The organism is Kitasatospora sp. NBC_00315, from assembly GCF_041435095.1.
In the GTDB taxonomy this organism is placed as follows: domain Bacteria; phylum Actinomycetota; class Actinomycetes; order Streptomycetales; family Streptomycetaceae; genus Kitasatospora.
Window position 1 is genome coordinate 4,242,533 of record NZ_CP108025.1, and the last position, 15,383, is coordinate 4,257,915.

Consider the following 15,383-nt stretch of genomic DNA (forward strand, 5'->3'; position numbering starts at 1 on the left):
GTGCCATCGAACTGCTTGGTACAGCATGCACTAAGTTGAGTCTATTCCACTCAACTTTCGAGTGAACAGCGGAAGCGCCCCCGTCAGCCGGTCCGCCTGGTCAGTCCCAGCAGCTCCCTGGCCGGACCGGAGGGCCGCTGCCCGGCCGGCCAGACGGCCCGCAGCGGGCGCCGCAGGTCCAGTCCGGGAGCCAGCGGTACGGCGACCAGGCGCCGAGTCGCCAGCTCCTCCACCACGGCCAGCTCGCTCAGGCAGACCGGCCCGGCGCCGGTCATGGCCGCCGCCTTCAGCGCGGTCGACGAGGCCAGCTCCATCAGCGGCCGGGCCGCGCCGCCGTACGGCTCCAACGCCATCTCCAGCACCTCCCGGGTGCCGGAGCCGGGCTCGCGCAGCACCAGGGCCGTCGCGGCCAGCTCCGGCCCGGTCAGCGGCGTGCGCCGGCGCCCCCAGGCGTGGTCGGGGGAGACCACCACGACCAGCCGGTCGGCCGCCACCACGGTGCCGGAGAGTCCGGCGGCGGTGGTCGGGCCCTCGACGAAACCGAGATCCGCGTCGCCGGCCAGCACGTGCCCGGCCACGTCCGCGGAGTTCGCCGTGCGCAGTGTCACGGACGTGCGCGGGCTGACCTGGTGCAGGGCCAGCAGCCAGCCCGGCATCAGGTACTCGGCGACGGTCAGGCTCGCCACCACCCGCAGCCGCGCGTCCCGGTGCTCGCGCAGCGCGTCGATCCCGGCGTCCAGCGCCCGCGCCGCCTCGACCACGTTCCGGGCCCACTCGACCACCAGCCGGCCGGCCTCGGTGGGGGTCGAGCCGCGCGGGGAGCGGTCCAGCAGCGCCACCCCGATCTGCCGCTCCATCCCCTTGATCCGGGCGCTCGCGGTCGGCTGGCTGACGCCGAGTTCGGCGGCGGCCCGTCCGACACTGCCGAGCCGCGCGACGGCGAGCAGCAGCTCCAGTGCGCCGAGCTCGGGAACGTGCGAGGAGAGGGGCATAGGGCCAGGCTATGCGCTCATAGCCCGGCGGGCGCTACCGGCGCCGGAGCGCGACCGGCACGGTGGGGCCATGGCCACCCCCGCCCTCGCCCTCACCCCCGCCCGGCCGCCTGACGTCCGGATGCCGACCGGCCCCCGCCGCCCGTGGCTCGCCGGCCTCGGTCCGAACTGGTACGCCGCCGTCATGGGCACCGCCATCGTGGCGAACGCGGCCGCCGCGCTCCCGATCCGGCCGGCCGGTCTGATCGGCCTCGGGGAGCTGTTCTGGGCGCTCTCCGCCGTCGCCCTCGTCGTCCTGGTCGGCGCCCGCGCCGTGCACCTCACCCGGTACCGCGCCGAGGCCCGCTCCCAGCTGCTCGACAACCCGGCGACGGCGGTCTTCTACGGCTGCCCGCCGATGGCCCTGCTCGCGGTCGGGGGCGCCACCCTGACGCTCGGCGCGCGGGTGATCGGCACCGGCCCGGCCGTGCCGGCGGCCGCCGTGCTGTGGACGGCCGGCACGGTGTACGCGCTGGCCGTCGCCGTGGGCATCCCCTACCTGATGATCACCAGGCACCGGGTCCGCGCGCACCGGGCCGACCCCACCTGGCTGCTGCCGGTGGTCGCCCCGGTGGTCGCCGCCGCCGTCGGCCCGGCGCTCGTCGCACACCTGCCGGCGGGCGGCAGCCGCAGGGCGATGCTCTACGCCTGCTACGGGCTGCTCGGCGCCGGCCTGGCCGCCACCCTGGTGCTGCTGCCGGTGGTCGCCACCGGCCTGTTGCACGGCAGGCCGCTCGCGCCGGTCCTCACCCCGTCGCTGTTCCTGGTGCTCGGTCCGCTCGGCCAGTCGGTCACCGCCACCGGGCAGCTCGCCGACGCCGCCCGGTCGGCCGCTCCCGGGCTCGCGCCGGCCGCCCTCGCGCTGTCCGAGCTGTACGGCGTCGCGGTGCTGGGTGCGGCGATGCTGTGGCTGCCGGCGGCGCTCGCCGCCAACCTGCGGGCCCGCCGGGCCGGCATGCCGTTCGCGATGACCTGGTGGGCCTTCACCTTCCCGGTCGGGACGTGTGTCACCGGCGCCGCCGGCCTGGCCCGGCACACCGGCTTCGCGGGTTTCACCGTGCTGGCCGCCGGGCTCTTCCTCCTGCTGCTCGCGGCCTGGGCGGTGGCCGCCGCGGGCACGGTGCGCGGGCCGGTCGCCGGACGGCTGCACCGGGCCTGAGCGGCCGCCGGTCAGTCGCCGGTGGCCGGTCCCGACGGCCCGCCCGTCGCCGGTCAGTCGAAGTCGGTGCCCCGGCTCACGGACTCCCAGGCCAGCGCCTCGGCCCGGGCCGCGTCCAGGTTGCCGAGGATCGCGTCGGTGGCGTCGTTGCCGAGGGCGAGGCGCAGCGGCGTCCGGTCGGCGTCCAGGGCGGCCACGATCGCCGCCGCCGCCTTCGCCGGGTCACCGGGCTGCTTGCCGTCGCTGCTCGGCAGGACGGCGCGGACCGGGCCCACCGTCTCCTCGTACGCGTCGATCGGGGCCGACTGCAGGAGCGCGCCCCCGCCGGCGAAGCCGGTGCGGAACGAGCCGGGCTCGACGATCAGCACCTTCACGCCGAACGGGGCGACCTCCAGGGCCAGCGCCTCCGACAGCCCCTCCAGGGCGAACTTGGTGGCCGAGTAGGCGCCGACGCCGGGGAACGAGAAGCGGCCGCCCATGCTGCTCATCTGCACGACCGCGCCCGAGCCACGGCGCCGCATCTGCGGCAGCAGCGCCCGGGTGAGCGCGGCGGGGCCGAAGAAGTGCAGGTCCATCAGCTCGCGCAACTCCTGCTCGGTGGTCTCCTCCACCGCGCCGACGAGGCCGCGTCCGGCGTTGTTGACCAGGACGTCGACCCGGCCGAACCGCTCCAGCACCTCGGCCGCCACCTCGGTGATCCGCGCGGGGTCGGTGACGTCCAGGGCGACGGGAGAGACCCGCTCGGGGTGGGCGGCGGCGAACTCCGCCAGGGCCTCCGGGCGGCGGACGGCCGCCACCACGGTGTCGCCGGCCGCGAGGGCGGCCTCGGCGATGGCCAGTCCGAATCCGGAGGAGGCGCCCGTGATCAGCCAGACCCGGCCGGCCGGTCCGTGCGCACCGAGGTGATCAGTCGTCATGTGGGGCTCCCCTGTCGTTGGTTGAGGAGCCAAGTCAACCCAGTGGCGGCCGCTCCCGTCCACCGGGAATGTGTGCGCGGGCCGGGCCGGCCGTGGACTCCAGCTCCTCGACGGCCCGGTGCCACAGGGCGGGCAGCTCGGCGGCGCCGGTCAGCGCGTCGTCCGCCAGGAACGTCACGTGCAGCCGCCGCCGGTCGGCCGTCCAGGCGATGAACAGCGGCTGGCCGGGCACCGAGACCGGCAGCGGGTAGGTGCTGTGCACGGGTGCGGCGCCGAACGCCAGCGGCCGGCGCAGCCGAACGTCCGCGAGGCTCAGGGCCGTGTGGCGCGGGTCCAGGCTGTGCCGCAGGCCGAGCCTCGCGTACCGGTAGGGCGTGCGCTGGAACAGCGTGCGGTGCAGCCGGCCGATCTCGGCGATCCGGCCGGGGGCCACCTCCCGCCGGAGGGCTTCGAGGCGGTCCGGCGCGTGCGGCTCGCCGCAGGGCAGCGGGATCCGCAGCACCCCGGCCCGGTTGCCCAGCAGGCGCAGGGCGTCGTCCGAGTCGCGCAGGCCGATCCCGAGGTTGGCGTGCAGCACGGGACCGGGGCGACCGGCGGCGGCGTCCCAGTCGAGCGGGTGCCGGGCCCGGAGCGTGCCGGTGGCCGCGGCCAGGCAGAGCTGGGCGACGCTCGCACCGGTGGCCCGGCCGAGCGCGTGCAGCCGGGACAGCTCCAGCGAGGTGGTGACGGCCGTGCGGCTGCCGGTGAGCGGGCGCTCCAGCCCGGACCACCGGGCGGGCTCGCGCCGTCGGGGCAGCAGCGCCCGCAGGGTGGTGGCGTCGAGCCAGGCGAGCGGGGCGGGCCGGTCGGCGCGGGCGTCGGCGGGGGGCGGCGTCGGCCACGGGCCCTGCCGGGGGAGGCCCGGCCCGAACAGTTCCTCGACCGTCCCCATCGCGGCCGTGCCGTCCTGGAAGGCGTGGTGCGCCCGGTAGCAGAGCCCGTAGCCGTCGCCCTCGGCCGGCCGGACCAGCCACAGGCCCCAGCGCGGCCGGTCGGCGGGCAGCGGCAGGTCGAGCACCGCGGCGATCACCTGGTCCGGGCCGGGCGGTGCACCGGGGGCCAGCACCAGCTCGTGGACGTGCCGCCCGGGGTCGAAGGCGGGATCGACCACCCAGCGCGGCCGGGCCCGCGGACCGCCGATCAGCAGCGTCAGTTCGGGCGCCGCGGCCAGCCGTCCCCGGACGTGCGCGAGGAGTTCCCGGCGCGTCGGCGGTGGGCCGTCCAGCAGCATCACCAACCCCAGGTGCATGGCGCTGTCGGCGCCGCGGCCGGCGAGGTCGAGGGTGATCCGGTCCTGGACGGACAGCGCGGGCGGCTCGCCGGGCAGCGGAGGCCGCCGGGTGCGGGCCGCCGGGACGAGGGCGGCGGGCGGGACGAGACCGGCGGCGGTACCGGGGCGGTTCACGGGACGGCCACCACGAGGACGGCGTTGTGCCCGCCGAACCCCACCGAGGTGGAGAGGGCCAGGGCCGGCGCGGCCGGCCGGCACTCGGTGACCACGTCCAGGTCGATCCCCGGTCCGAGCCGACGCAGGTTCGCGGTCGGCGGGAGCAGGCCGCGTTCCACCGTCAGCGCGGTGAGGGCCGCCTCCACCGCGCCGGCCGCGCCCAGCAGATGCCCGGTGACCCCTTTGGTCGACGTCACGGGGGGCCGGTGCGGCAGCAGGGTCGCGAGCACCGCCGCCTCGATGGAGTCGCCGCGCCTGGTGCCCGTCCCATGGGCGTTCACGTGCGCCACGTCGGCCGCGCCCGCACCCGCGTCGGCCAGCGCGGCCCGGACGGCGGCGGTGATCCCGACGCCCCCGGGATGCGGGGAGACCACGTGGTGCGCGTCCGAGGAGGCTCCGTAGCCGACGATCCTGGCCCGCACCCGGACACGACGGGCCCGGGCGTCGGCCGGGCGCTCCAGGACGAGGATCCCGGCGCCCTCCCCCATCACGAAGCCGTCCCGGTCGACGTCGAACGGCCGCAGCGCACCGGTCGGGTCCTCGAACCGTTCGGACAGCGCGCCGAGTTGGCTGAACCCGGCGAAGTAGTACGGCGTCAGGCTGGCCTCGGCCCCGCCGACCAGGGCGATGTCGCAGCGGTCCAGGGCCAGCAGATCCCGGGCGGTGCCGACCGCGGTCGCGCCGGACGCGCACGCGGTGTTCACGGTGAGGCCGGGACCGCTCGCGCCGAACTCGATCGCGAGTTGTGCGGCCACCGAGTTGGCCAGCGAACTCGGTACGGCGAACGGGGACACGTACGCGGGCCCGCGCTCCAGCAGCGCGCGGTGTTCGGCCTCCAGCGTTCCGGCGCCGCCGCTGCCGGTGCCGACGACCACCGCGACCCGTGCGCCGTCCCAGCGCCCCGGTTCCAGACCCGCGTCGGCGACCGCCTCGCTCGCGGCCAGCAGGGCGAGCTGGGCACACCGGTCGGGCTTGCGGGCCCGGGCCCGGCCGACCCGGCCGGGGTCGAACGGCGGGACCCGGCAAGCCAGTCGGAGCGCGTCGCCCTCCCGTTCGAGCGTACTGGCGGGCAGGCCCTTGCAGACGCGTTCCCACCCCGCCTCCCGGCCGTCGCCGGCCGGTGTCACCAGGCCGATGCCGGTGACGCAGACCTCCGCGCCGCTCACGGGGCCGCGACCTTGCCGCCGCGCACCGCGGCCGCCACCTCGCCGAGGGTGGCGGCGGCGTGGATCTCGTCCTCCTCGACCGCGAGGCCGCCGTCGCGCCGGAGCACCAGGGCGAGTTCGGCGATCGCCAGCGAGTCGAGGCCGGCCTCCTCGCGTCCCGTCTCCGGGGTGAGCTCCTCCTCCGGGAGGCCGATCGAGATCAGCACGGTCTTGAGCTCGTCGAACAGCATCGCAGTCCTTGCGGGTGAGGCCGGGGGCCGAGCGGTGGGGCGCCTGCGCCCGGCGGCGGGTTCGTGCGGACGGGGCGGGCGGCCCGGTGTCACCGGACCGGCGGGGCGGGGAGGTTGAGCCCGACCGGGGCGGACGCACCCCGGCTGTTCATCACCCAGAGTATGTCATGCGCTACGATCCGTGAGAGCGGATCTTGGTCGAGCTGAGCCGGGGGTGATGCGGGGCATGGCGGACGAGTTGGTCGACTACGTGGACGCCGACGACCGGCCGGTGGCCCGGGGCCCGCGCGGCCGGGCCGTCGACCAGGGCCTGTACTACCGGGTGGCCGCCACGGTTTGCGGTGACCGGTACGGGCGCGTGCTGGTCTACCGCCGCCCGCAGTGGGCGCCGCTCTTCCCCGGCCACCACGACGTGCTGGTCGGCGGGTCCGTCCGGGCCGGTGAGAGCTACCTCCAGGCCGCGGTACGCGAGTTGGAGGAGGAGATCGGCGTCACGGCGACGCCGCGGGAGATATTCCGGAGCAGGCAGACCTCCCCGGCCGGCCCGTGCTGGCTGACGGTCCACCTGGCCGGCTTCGACAGCTCGCTGAGGGTCGACCGGCGGGAGATCGCCTGGTGCGCGTTCCTGCCGCCCGAACGGGTCCTCGACGGCACGCTGCACCCCTTCGTGCCCGCCGGCCGGGCCGTCCTGGAGCGCCTCACGCCACTGCTCCGGGATCAGGCCCGGGTGGCCCGCCGGGCCTGAACGGCCCACCCCGACAACCCGGTTCGGCCGCCCGCGCGGCGACCGGACCGCACCCGGCGCCGTCCCGCGTCGAGAGCCGGCCGCCACCGGCCACCCGGTCCCGATCCGCGGCCGGACCTGCCCGCACCCCGCCCTCGCCGGCCCCTACGCACTCCGCCTCCCCGGCCCCCACGCACCCCGCCTCCCCGGCCCCAACGCACCCCGCCCCCCAGGCCCCCGCGTACCCCGCCCCCGCGGCCGGTACCGGCCGCGCCGCCCCCACGGAAAGCCCTGACCAATGACGTCTGCCCTGCTGCCGTCCCCCGGCCGGGCCGAAGCGCCGGACACCGAGCTCCGGCGCCGCCTGCTGCACTGCCGCGACCGCCTCGCCCGGCGCGTCACCGAACGGGTCGGCCCCGACGGCCTGTTGCGGGCGCCCTGCGAGAGCAGGGTGCTGGAGTCCGCGCTGGCGCTGCGGCTGTTCACCGAGGAGCAGGCCGATCCCGACGCCCGCGGCCGTCTCACCGCTTATCTGCGCACCACGCTCGCCACCTGCCCGCCGGATGCCCTCCAGCAGGCGCTGGGCCGGGCGGCGCTCGGTCTGACCACCCCCGGGGACACCTCGGCCGCCCGGGCGGTCGACGCCATCGACCACTTCACCGCCGACCGCAAGCGGCTGATGTTCAAGGTGATGCTGGCCGAGCTCGGCGCGGCGGAGTTCCCCCGCGTCGCGTCCGGTGCCTTCGACGGCAGCGGTCAACAGAGCTGGCTGCACGTGGAGATGACGGCACTCAAGGTGCTGGCCGCGGACGGGGCCGGCGACCTGGGCCGGATCACCGGGCGGGACTGGGCCGCACTGGCCCCCGCCGTCCGCCCGGGGCCCGCCTGGGAGGGCAACAACCTGGCCCGCCTGCTCGGACTGCTCGCGCTGCGCAAGCACCCCGGCCACCGCCGGGCCGTCCGGCGCGTCCTGCCGGATCTGGCCGCCGCCCTGCGCCCGGACGGCGGGATCCCGTTCATCACCGGGATGGACGTCTTCGCCACCGCCACCGCCGGGCTGGCCCTCACCGTCTTCGGCCACCGGGGCCCGGTCGTCCGGCGGATGGCCGACGCGCTGGCCGCCCGGCAGAACCAGGACGGCGGTTTCGGCTTCCACCCGGGCGTGCGGCAGAGCGACGTCGACGACACCTCGTACGCCGTCGAGTTCCTGCGCGCCGCCGATGCCGCCCGGCACCGCCGGACCGTCGCGGCGGCCGCCGCCTATCTGCTCGACCGGCGCAACCCCGACGGCGGCTTCCCCACCTTCGTGCGCGGCGCCGCCTCCGAGATCGCGATGACCGCCGCCGCCGTCAACGCCCTCGCCCCCGATCCCGCGCACGCCGGCGTCGTCGAGCAGGGCGTCCGCTTCATCACGGCCCACCAGCAGGAGGACGGCAGTTTCGAGCGCGGCTGGAGCCGCAACGCGACCAACGCGGTGTTCCGGGCCGTGCTCGCCTGCGACACCCTCCGGCGGCCCTGCGGCGGCCCGGCCGAGGACCACGCGGCCGTCGAGCGCCGGCGCCTCGCCAAGGAGCGGGCCCTGCGCCACCTGGCCGAGGCGCGCAACGAGGACGGCGGCTGGGGCCACCTGCCCGGCGACCCCAGCGATCCGATCAGCACGGCGTACGCGGTGATCGCCCTCAGCCGCACCGCCGAGCGGTCGGCGATGTACCGCGACGCCCTCGCCCACCTCGCCGACCGCGGGCAGCCGGACGGCGGCTACCTCAGCCGCCCCGACCAGGCCGGCCCCCGACCGCTGCTCTACGACGTGCCGGCCCTCGCCGACGTCAGCGTCCTGCTCGGCCTGGCCCACGCCACGGCCGGCCCGCCCGCCCGGGACTGAGCGGCCGAGGCCGCCGCCCACCAGGAAGGAACCACCCCCATGCCCGCCCTCACCGCGCCCCCGCTCGCCCCCGGCGGCCTCCCCGTCATCGGCCACGCCCGCCGCCTGCTCAGGCAGCGGCTCGACCTTCTGGAGGAGCTGCGCGACCACGGTGACGTCGTCACCGTCGGGGTCGGCCCGCTCCGGCTCCACCTGGTCAACGACCCCGCGCTGGTGCGGGACGTCCTCGGCCGGCGGGCGGCGGAGTTCGGCACCAGCGACCAGTACCGGCTGATGGCCCGGATCTCCGGCAACGGCCTGCTGCTCTCCGAGGGGGCCTTCCACCGCCGGCAGCGCCGGCTGATCCTGCCCGCGTTCAACCACGCCAGGGTGCGCGGCTACGCCGACGTCATGAGCGCACTGGTGGAGTCCTGGAGCGACTCCTGGCAGGAGGGGCGGCAGCTCGCGGTGGCCGACGAGTTCGGCTCGCTGGCCACCGAGATCGTGGTCCGCTGCCTGTTCTCGCAGGGGATCGGCCGGGCCGACATGGCCGAGGTGGTGCACGGCATGCCGCACCTGATGGCCTGGGTCGGCAGCCGGGGCCTGGACCCGACCGGGCTCCTGGCCAGGCTGCCCACCCGGGTCAACCGCCGGTTCCGGAGCAGCCTGGACGCGCTGCGCGCGATCACCCGGCAGGTGATCGCGGAGCGGCGGGCCGGCGGCCAGGAGGCGGACGACCTGCTTGCGATGCTGCTCGGTGCCCGGGACGCCGAGACCGGCGAGCCGATGGCGGAGCAGCAGATCCACGACGAGGTGATGACCTTCCTGACCGCCGGGGCCGAGACCACCTCGCGCGGCCTGGCCTGGAGCGTCCACCTGCTCGGCCGCCACCCGGAGGCGCTCGGGCGGCTGCGGGCCGAGGTGGACGCGGTGCTGGCCGGCCGCACCGCGACCTTCGACGACCTGCCCGCCCTCCCGTACACCCGCAGGGTCCTCACCGAGGCGCTCCGGCTCTACCCGCCGGGCTACCTGCTCTCGCGGGGCGCCCTGGCCGACACCGTCCTCGGCGGACACCTCGTCCCGGCCGGCGCCACCGTGCTGCTCTCCCCCTACGCGCTGCACCGCGATCCCGCCCTGTTCGCCGACCCCCGGCGGTTCGACCCCGACCGCTGGACACCCGAGCGGGCGGCGGACGTCACGCCCGACGCCTACCTGCCGTTCGGGCTCGGCCCGCACGGGTGCCTGGGCGAGAGCTTCGCCTGGACCGAGATGACCATCGCCCTCGCCACCCTCGCCGCCCGCTGGGAGCTGCGCCCGCTCTCCACCGCGCCGGTCCGGCCGATCCCGGCGTTCTCGCTCGCCTGCGGTCCCATGCCGATGACCCCGTACCGCCGCGCCGTACCGACGGGCTCCACCACCGCCGCCGCTGCCACCGCTGCCACCGCGATCGGCGCTGTCAGTGCGGGTGCGGGTGCGGGTGCGGGCGGCGGCTCCGGCTCCGGCTCCGGCGGGGCGGTCGGGCGCCGCCCGTGAGGCCCTCGGCGCCGTCCGGCCCGGCCGGGGAGCCGCCCGCACCCGCACCCGGCGGGCCACCGCCGATCGGCCACGTCCTGCCGCCGATCCGGGACCTCCCGGCCGGCCGGAGCGCCGGCGGCAGCGGCGGCTCACCCTCCGCCCGCGGGGCCCGCTGTCCGCCAAGCGGGGTAACGGCCGCGCAAATAGGATGGGCACGGCAGCCCCACCCGGCACTCCGGCCGGAGCGGGCGCCCGCCGGACGCCCCCCAGCAGGCGCTGGGCCGGGCGGCAGACCCGAGGCACCGGCCGCACGCGCAGCGTCGCGCGGTGGGCCCTGCCCGAAGCACCTCGGAGGGGCGATGACCCGACGCCGCCCCGTCCGGCCCGCGAGCGCCGACGATCTGCTGACCGAGCTCGGGCGGCTCACCGCCCAGGCACTGGAGCGGGCCGAGCTGCAGCAGGCCCGGGTGGAGCTGGCCGAGGCGCTGCAACGCGAGCTGCTCCCCGGCGCGCTGCCCGAACTGCCCGGTCTTCGTCCGGCGGCCCGCTACGCACCCGCCCGGCACGGCCTGGACATCGGCGGCGACTGGTACGACGGCTTCCGGCTGCCGGACGGCTCGCTGGCGTTCTCGGTCGGCGACGTACAGGGCCACGACGTGGAGGCGGCGGCCTTCATGGGGCAGGTCCGGGTGGGGCTGCGGGCCGTGGCCGGAGCCGTCACCGACCCGGGAGAGGTGCTGGGGCGGGCCAACGACCTGTTGCTCTCGATGGACTGCACGCTCTTCGCGACCTGCACGTTCCTCCGATACGACCCGGTGACGGGGGAGCTCGCCGCCGCCCGGGCCGGCCACGTCCCGGCGATCTGGGCCACCGCCGACGGGCGCTTCGGCACCGCGGAGGACGAAGGCGGCCTGCCGCTGGGCCTGCTGCCCGGCGAGGTCTACCCGGTGACCCGGCGCCGCCTGCCGGTGGCGGGCGCCTTCGTCCTGCTGACGGACGGCGTGGTCGAGGGACCGTCCTTCCCGATCGAGGCCGGGCTGAAGCAGGTGACCCGGGTGCTCCGGGCCGAGGTGGCCGCCGGGATCGGCACCGGACGGCCGATGGACCCCGGCGAGCTGGCCGCCGAGATCATCAAGGTGGCGGACCTCACCGGCCACGCGGACGACGCCGCCGTCCTGGTGCTCTGCCACGACACCCCGCCCGCCCGAGGAGGCGGACGGTGAGTGGCACCGCCGGGTGGCCCCCGGGCGGCGACCGGGGCCGGCGGCGGACGCGTGCCCGGGTGACCCGGCGGCCCGCCCGAGCGTGTCACGCCGGGCACCTGACGGCGGGCGTTGTCTGATGGCCGGTGTGGTGCGAAACGAGGAACTCCGGCGGTTCACCGGAACAGGTCTCCGGATCCTCGCCGTCGCCGCCGCCTACCTGCTGGTCGGCCGGCTGGGACTGCTGGAGCAGGTGGTGCTCGGGAGCGTGCGGGTCGCCCCGCTCTGGCCGCCCACCGGCATCGCCGTCAGCTGCCTGCTCCTCATGGGGCTCCGGGTCTGGCCGGGGATCGCCCTCGGAGCCCTGCTCGTCATCGCGACGATCGGCCCGGTGACCGCGGCCTCGGCCGGCGTCGTCGCCGGGAACACCCTGGCCCCGATCTGTGCCGTGTTGCTGCTGCGGCGGGTGGACTTCCGGGTGGAGCTGGACCGGTTCAGGGACGGAGCGGCCCTGGTCTTCCTCGGCGCGCTGATCGCGATGCTGCTCAGCGCGACGATGGGCAGCGGCGCGCTCCTGATCTCCGGATCGCTGTCGGCGGACAACTTCTGGGGAACGTGGGCGGCCTGGTGGACCGGCGACGCGATGGGGGTGCTCGTGATCACCCCGGTGCTGCTCGCCGCGCGTACGATCCGGCTGCCCCTGGAGATCAGGCCGGCCCGGTGGCTCGAAGCGACCGCGCTGCTGCTCAGCACCATCGCGGTGGCGCTGATCGGCAGCCTGAGCACCCTCCACCTGCTGTTCCTGGTCTTCCCGCTGCTGATCTGGGCCGCCCTGCGGTTCGAACTTGCCGGGGCGGCGCCCTGCGTCCTGCTGGTGTCGGTGATCTCGGTCATGGCGGCCGGCCGGCAGGTCGGGCCGTTCGCCGACCACGACCTGTTCGCGCTGATGGTGACCCTGCAGGCGCTCAACGGGGCGGCCGCGCTGACCACCCTGCTGCTGGTGGCGGTGGTCGCCGAGCGGCGGAGCACCTACCTGCAGATCGAACGGGCGTGCGTCGCACTGGCCGAGGTGGTGGCCCGGCTCGCCCCGGGCGACGGTACGTCCGGCCGTCCGCCGAGCGACGGCGGGCGGGGCCACGGCTCCTGACCGGCCGGCCGGGCCGCCGCGGCCGGGCCCGGCGCCGCCCGGCCGCTACCAGGCGGCCGGCTCCGGACGGGGCTCCGGCAGGAACAGCCCCAGCAGCAGTGCCACCGGCGGGACGGCGCAGAGCACCACCAGCACGCCGCGCGGCCCCTGGGCGTCCGCCACCAGGCCGAGCAGCGGGGCGATCAGGCCGCCGACGCTGACGGCCAGGCCGAGGGTGACCCCGGCGGCGGTGCCGGGGCGGGTGGGCAGGTAGTCCTGGCCGAGTTTGACCAGGACCGCGAACGGCAGGTTCAGCGCGACGCCGGTGAGCACGGCGAACACCAGGGGCAGGCGGGCGCCGGGCATCAGCAGCAGGCCGGCCAGCATCGGCAGCGCCAGCGCCCCGCCGAGCTGCACGGTACGGACCATCCCGATCCGGTCGGCGATCCGCCCGCCGAGCAGGGTGCCGGCCACGCCACCCGCCAGGAAGCAGGTCAGGGCGGCGCCGGCCAGGCCCCGGGAGGCGTGCAGCTGCCGGATCCAGTACAGCTCGATGAAGGTGTTCAGGCCGAAGAAGGCCATCGAGCGCACCACCTCCACACAGGTCAGCACCGCGAACGGCCGCCACCGGTCGCGTCCCGTCCGTGCCCCGGCCCCGGCGGCGGCCGGATCCTGGCGGCGCCGGTGCCGCAGCAGGACGAAGGCCATCAGCACGGCCGGCGGCACGAACAGCACGGTGGCGCCCACGCCCCAGGCGATCAGCGCGGGGGTGGCCAGCACCGGGGCGAGGAAGAACCCGACCGAGCCGCCCGCCGCGAAGACGCTCATCGCCGCCGTGCTGTCGCCCACCGCCTCCCGGGCCGCCCGGCCGGCGGCCGGGTGGAACATGGCCACCCCGAGCCCGGAGAGCAGGATCAGGCACCACACGGCGGCGTACGAGGGGACCAGTCCCGACAGTCCGAGCCCGATCCCCGCGATCCCCACACCGGCGCCGGCGAGCCAGCCCACCCGGAGCCGGTCCACCGCGATGCCGATGAACGGCTGCGGGATCGAGCTGCCCAGCGTGGCGGCCAGGGTGAGCCCGGAGGCGGCGACGTAGCCGTAGTGCCGGTCCAGCACGAAGTACGGGACGGTCGCCGGCACCAGCCCCTGGTAGAGGTCGTCGACGGCATGGGCGATGCCCCACAGGCGCATCCGCTGCCAGGACGAGGCCGGGACGGGGACGCTGACGGGGGCGGCGGGCAGGACCGGGGCGGCGGCGCGCGGTGCGGTGCCCGGTCGGCCGGGATCGGGTCGGCCGGGATCGGGTCGTCCGGGATCGGGTCGAGTGGGATCGGGTCGAGTGGGACCGGGGCGGGGCGGATCGGGGCGTGCGGGATCGGCTGGATCGAGCGTCTGGGTCATGGCTTCAGCCTGGCGAGCGCCCGGACCTGCGGGCTACCGGTACTCTGCCAAGTTATGCCGCAGACCCGCCAACCTGCCGCCGTCCGGCGCCACCACCTGGACGGCCCCACCAACGTGGAGCTGGCCCACCGGGAGTGCATCGACTGGCACGACCACACGGTGCACCAGCTGATCCACCCCAGCCGGGGCGTGCTCCAGGTGTCCACCGCGATGGGTGCCTGGGCGGTCCCTCCGCACCGCGCGGTCTGGATCCCGGCCGGCGTCCCGCACTCCCACCGCGCGCACGGCGTCACCCGGATGCGCACGCTCGTCTTCAACCGGTCGGTCGACCCACTGAGCGTCGACCGGCCCACCGTCCTCGCCGTGACGCCCCTGCTGCGCGAGGTGATCGTCGCTCTGACCGACGAGGGGCCGGGGCCGGCCCTGACGCCGCAGCAGTGCCGCAACCTCGAAGCCGTCGCCCTCGACCAGCTCCGCCGGGTGGACGCCCTGCCGCTGCACCTGCCGGCCCCGGCCGACGACCGGCTGCGCGCCCTCGCCGCGCTGCTGCACGCCGACCCCGCCGACCCGCGCACCCTGGCCGGGTTCGGCGTGGCCGTCGGTGCGAGCGAGCGCACCCTCAGCCGGTTGTTCCGCCGGGAGACCGGTATGGGATTCCCGCAGTGGCGCACCCAGTTGCGCCTGCACCACTCGCTGACGCTGCTGGCCGCCGGAGCCTCGGTCACCACCGTCTCCACCGCCTGCGGCTACGGCAATCCGAGCGCCTTCATCGAGGCCTTCCGGCACGCCTTCGGCACCACACCCGGCCGTTACCGCAACGGCACCGGCCCCGCGCCGGACGCCACCTGAGCCGGCGCCGCCGCGTGCCGCACGGCCCGCCGCGCCCGGCGGGCCGGCCGTCCGGCCGATAGCCTGGAGCGGTGACTTTCGAAGGCTGGCAGGACGAGGCGCTGGAGTTCTACGAGCGCCTGGAGGCCGACAACTCCAAGGCCTTCTGGGCCGAACACAAGGAGCTGTACGAGCGCGCGGTGCGTGAGCCGATGGCACTGCTGCTGGACCGGCTGGAGCCGGAGTTCGGGCCCGGCAGGATCTTCCGTCCGAACCGGGACGTCCGGTTCAGCGCCGACAAGGCCCCGTACAAGACCCACGTCGGCGGTTACCTGGAGAGTGGCGGCTACATCCAGCTGTCCGCCGACGGGCTCGCCTGCGGGCAGGGCATGTACCACCTCGCCGCGGACCAGCTGGAGCGCTACCGCGCCGCGGTGGCCGAGGACGTCACGGGGGCCGAGCTGGAGCGGGTGGTCGACCGGGTCGGCCGGGCCGGGCGGGTGGTCTCCGGCCGGGACCGGCTGAAGACCACTCCGCGCGGCTACCCCAGGGACCACCCGCGGATCGAGCTGTTGCGCAACAAGGGCCTGGTCGCCTGGCAGGAGTGGGAGCCCGCCGACTGGCTCGGGACGGCAGCGGCCCTCGGGCGGATCACCACCTTCCTGCGCGCCGCGCAGCCCCTGAAGGACTGGCTGGACGGCCACGTCGGGCCCAGCGCGCTCCCGTCGCGCTGA

At 76.5% G+C, this 15,383-nt stretch carries 14 protein-coding genes; 8 read left to right on the forward strand and 6 right to left on the reverse strand.

The window, feature by feature from the left end; translation table 11 throughout:
• Window positions 1-83: 83 nt before the first annotated feature.
• Window positions 84-992, reverse strand: coding sequence for a LysR family transcriptional regulator (locus OG823_RS17280; protein ID WP_371480469.1), 909 nt, complete (start codon window positions 990-992; stop codon window positions 84-86).
• A gap of 70 nt (window positions 993-1,062) precedes the next feature.
• Here OG823_RS17280 and OG823_RS17285 point away from each other — a divergent pair, with 70 nt between their 5' ends.
• A complete protein-coding gene (locus OG823_RS17285; protein ID WP_371480470.1) occupies window positions 1,063-2,190 on the forward strand; it encodes a C4-dicarboxylate ABC transporter in 1,128 nt (375 codons plus the stop codon).
• A 53-nt stretch (window positions 2,191-2,243) separates the two neighbouring features.
• Here the strand turns inward: OG823_RS17285 and OG823_RS17290 are convergent, their stop codons facing one another.
• From OG823_RS17290 to OG823_RS17305, 4 genes are read right to left on the reverse strand one after another with little or no spacing between them, the layout of a single operon-like run.
• The gene (locus OG823_RS17290) at window positions 2,244-3,107 is read right to left on the reverse strand and encodes an oxidoreductase (protein ID WP_371480471.1); all 864 of its coding nucleotides are present in this window, start codon (window positions 3,105-3,107) and stop codon (window positions 2,244-2,246) included.
• A gap of 34 nt (window positions 3,108-3,141) precedes the next feature.
• Window positions 3,142-4,551: a wax ester/triacylglycerol synthase domain-containing protein gene (locus tag OG823_RS17295; RefSeq protein WP_371480472.1), complete on the reverse strand. Its 1,410-nt coding sequence runs from the start codon at window positions 4,549-4,551 to the stop codon at window positions 3,142-3,144.
• Window positions 4,548-5,759, reverse strand: a complete 1,212-nt coding sequence (locus OG823_RS17300) for a beta-ketoacyl synthase (RefSeq protein ID WP_371480473.1) — start codon at window positions 5,757-5,759, stop codon at window positions 4,548-4,550. The genes OG823_RS17295 and OG823_RS17300 overlap by 4 nt, the downstream gene beginning before the upstream one ends.
• Window positions 5,756-5,989, reverse strand: coding sequence for an acyl carrier protein (locus OG823_RS17305; RefSeq protein WP_371480474.1), 234 nt, complete (start codon window positions 5,987-5,989; stop codon window positions 5,756-5,758). Before OG823_RS17305 ends, OG823_RS17300 begins: the two co-directional genes overlap by 4 nt.
• A gap of 226 nt (window positions 5,990-6,215) precedes the next feature.
• Between OG823_RS17305 and OG823_RS17310 the strand changes: the two genes are divergently transcribed.
• From OG823_RS17310 to OG823_RS17330, 5 genes are all read left to right on the forward strand, one after another.
• Complete coding sequence (locus tag OG823_RS17310) at window positions 6,216-6,734, forward strand: NUDIX domain-containing protein (protein ID WP_371480475.1); 519 nt, start codon at window positions 6,216-6,218, stop codon at window positions 6,732-6,734.
• 277 nt (window positions 6,735-7,011) lie between these two features.
• Complete coding sequence (locus OG823_RS17315) at window positions 7,012-8,595, forward strand: prenyltransferase/squalene oxidase repeat-containing protein (RefSeq protein ID WP_371480476.1); 1,584 nt, start codon at window positions 7,012-7,014, stop codon at window positions 8,593-8,595.
• Window positions 8,596-8,634: 39 nt separating this feature from the next.
• The gene (locus OG823_RS17320) at window positions 8,635-10,107 is read left to right on the forward strand and encodes a cytochrome P450 (protein WP_371480477.1); all 1,473 of its coding nucleotides are present in this window, start codon (window positions 8,635-8,637) and stop codon (window positions 10,105-10,107) included.
• Between the two features lie 341 nt (window positions 10,108-10,448).
• Window positions 10,449-11,312 carry a PP2C family protein-serine/threonine phosphatase gene (locus OG823_RS17325; RefSeq protein ID WP_371480478.1) on the forward strand — a complete coding sequence of 288 codons (864 nt, stop codon included), beginning with the start codon at window positions 10,449-10,451 and terminating at the stop codon, window positions 11,310-11,312.
• 118 nt (window positions 11,313-11,430) lie between these two features.
• On the forward strand, window positions 11,431-12,438 hold the full coding sequence (locus OG823_RS17330; RefSeq protein WP_371480479.1) for an MASE1 domain-containing protein: 1,008 nt from the start codon (window positions 11,431-11,433) through the stop codon (window positions 12,436-12,438).
• Between the two features lie 45 nt (window positions 12,439-12,483).
• Here OG823_RS17330 and OG823_RS17335 read toward each other — a convergent pair whose 3' ends face one another.
• Complete coding sequence (locus tag OG823_RS17335) at window positions 12,484-13,821, reverse strand: MFS transporter (RefSeq protein ID WP_371480480.1); 1,338 nt, start codon at window positions 13,819-13,821, stop codon at window positions 12,484-12,486.
• 54 nt (window positions 13,822-13,875) lie between these two features.
• Between OG823_RS17335 and OG823_RS17340 the strand changes: the two genes are divergently transcribed.
• Together OG823_RS17340 and OG823_RS17345 are read left to right on the forward strand one after the other, a co-directional pair.
• Window positions 13,876-14,670 carry a helix-turn-helix transcriptional regulator gene (locus OG823_RS17340; RefSeq protein WP_371480482.1) on the forward strand — a complete coding sequence of 265 codons (795 nt, stop codon included), beginning with the start codon at window positions 13,876-13,878 and terminating at the stop codon, window positions 14,668-14,670.
• Between the two features lie 71 nt (window positions 14,671-14,741).
• Window positions 14,742-15,383, forward strand: coding sequence for a DUF2461 domain-containing protein (locus tag OG823_RS17345; protein WP_371480483.1), 642 nt, complete (start codon window positions 14,742-14,744; stop codon window positions 15,381-15,383).

What these genes read in the sequence shown, in the direction of transcription:
- OG823_RS17280 (WP_371480469.1), bottom strand. Translation starts at nt 992, where the DNA reads ATGCCCCTCTCCTCGCACGTTCCCGAGCTCGGCGCACTGGAGCTGCTG.
- OG823_RS17285 (WP_371480470.1), top strand. Translation starts at nt 1,063, where the DNA reads ATGGCCACCCCCGCCCTCGCCCTCACCCCCGCCCGGCCGCCTGACGTC.
- OG823_RS17290 (WP_371480471.1), bottom strand. Translation starts at nt 3,107, where the DNA reads ATGACGACTGATCACCTCGGTGCGCACGGACCGGCCGGCCGGGTCTGG.
- OG823_RS17305 (WP_371480474.1), bottom strand. Translation starts at nt 5,989, where the DNA reads ATGCTGTTCGACGAGCTCAAGACCGTGCTGATCTCGATCGGCCTCCCG.
- OG823_RS17310 (WP_371480475.1), top strand. Translation starts at nt 6,216, where the DNA reads ATGGCGGACGAGTTGGTCGACTACGTGGACGCCGACGACCGGCCGGTG.
- OG823_RS17315 (WP_371480476.1), top strand. Translation starts at nt 7,012, where the DNA reads ATGACGTCTGCCCTGCTGCCGTCCCCCGGCCGGGCCGAAGCGCCGGAC.
- OG823_RS17320 (WP_371480477.1), top strand. Translation starts at nt 8,635, where the DNA reads ATGCCCGCCCTCACCGCGCCCCCGCTCGCCCCCGGCGGCCTCCCCGTC.
- OG823_RS17325 (WP_371480478.1), top strand. Translation starts at nt 10,449, where the DNA reads ATGACCCGACGCCGCCCCGTCCGGCCCGCGAGCGCCGACGATCTGCTG.
- OG823_RS17330 (WP_371480479.1), top strand. Translation starts at nt 11,431, where the DNA reads ATGGCCGGTGTGGTGCGAAACGAGGAACTCCGGCGGTTCACCGGAACA.
- OG823_RS17335 (WP_371480480.1), bottom strand. Translation starts at nt 13,821, where the DNA reads ATGACCCAGACGCTCGATCCAGCCGATCCCGCACGCCCCGATCCGCCC.
- OG823_RS17340 (WP_371480482.1), top strand. Translation starts at nt 13,876, where the DNA reads ATGCCGCAGACCCGCCAACCTGCCGCCGTCCGGCGCCACCACCTGGAC.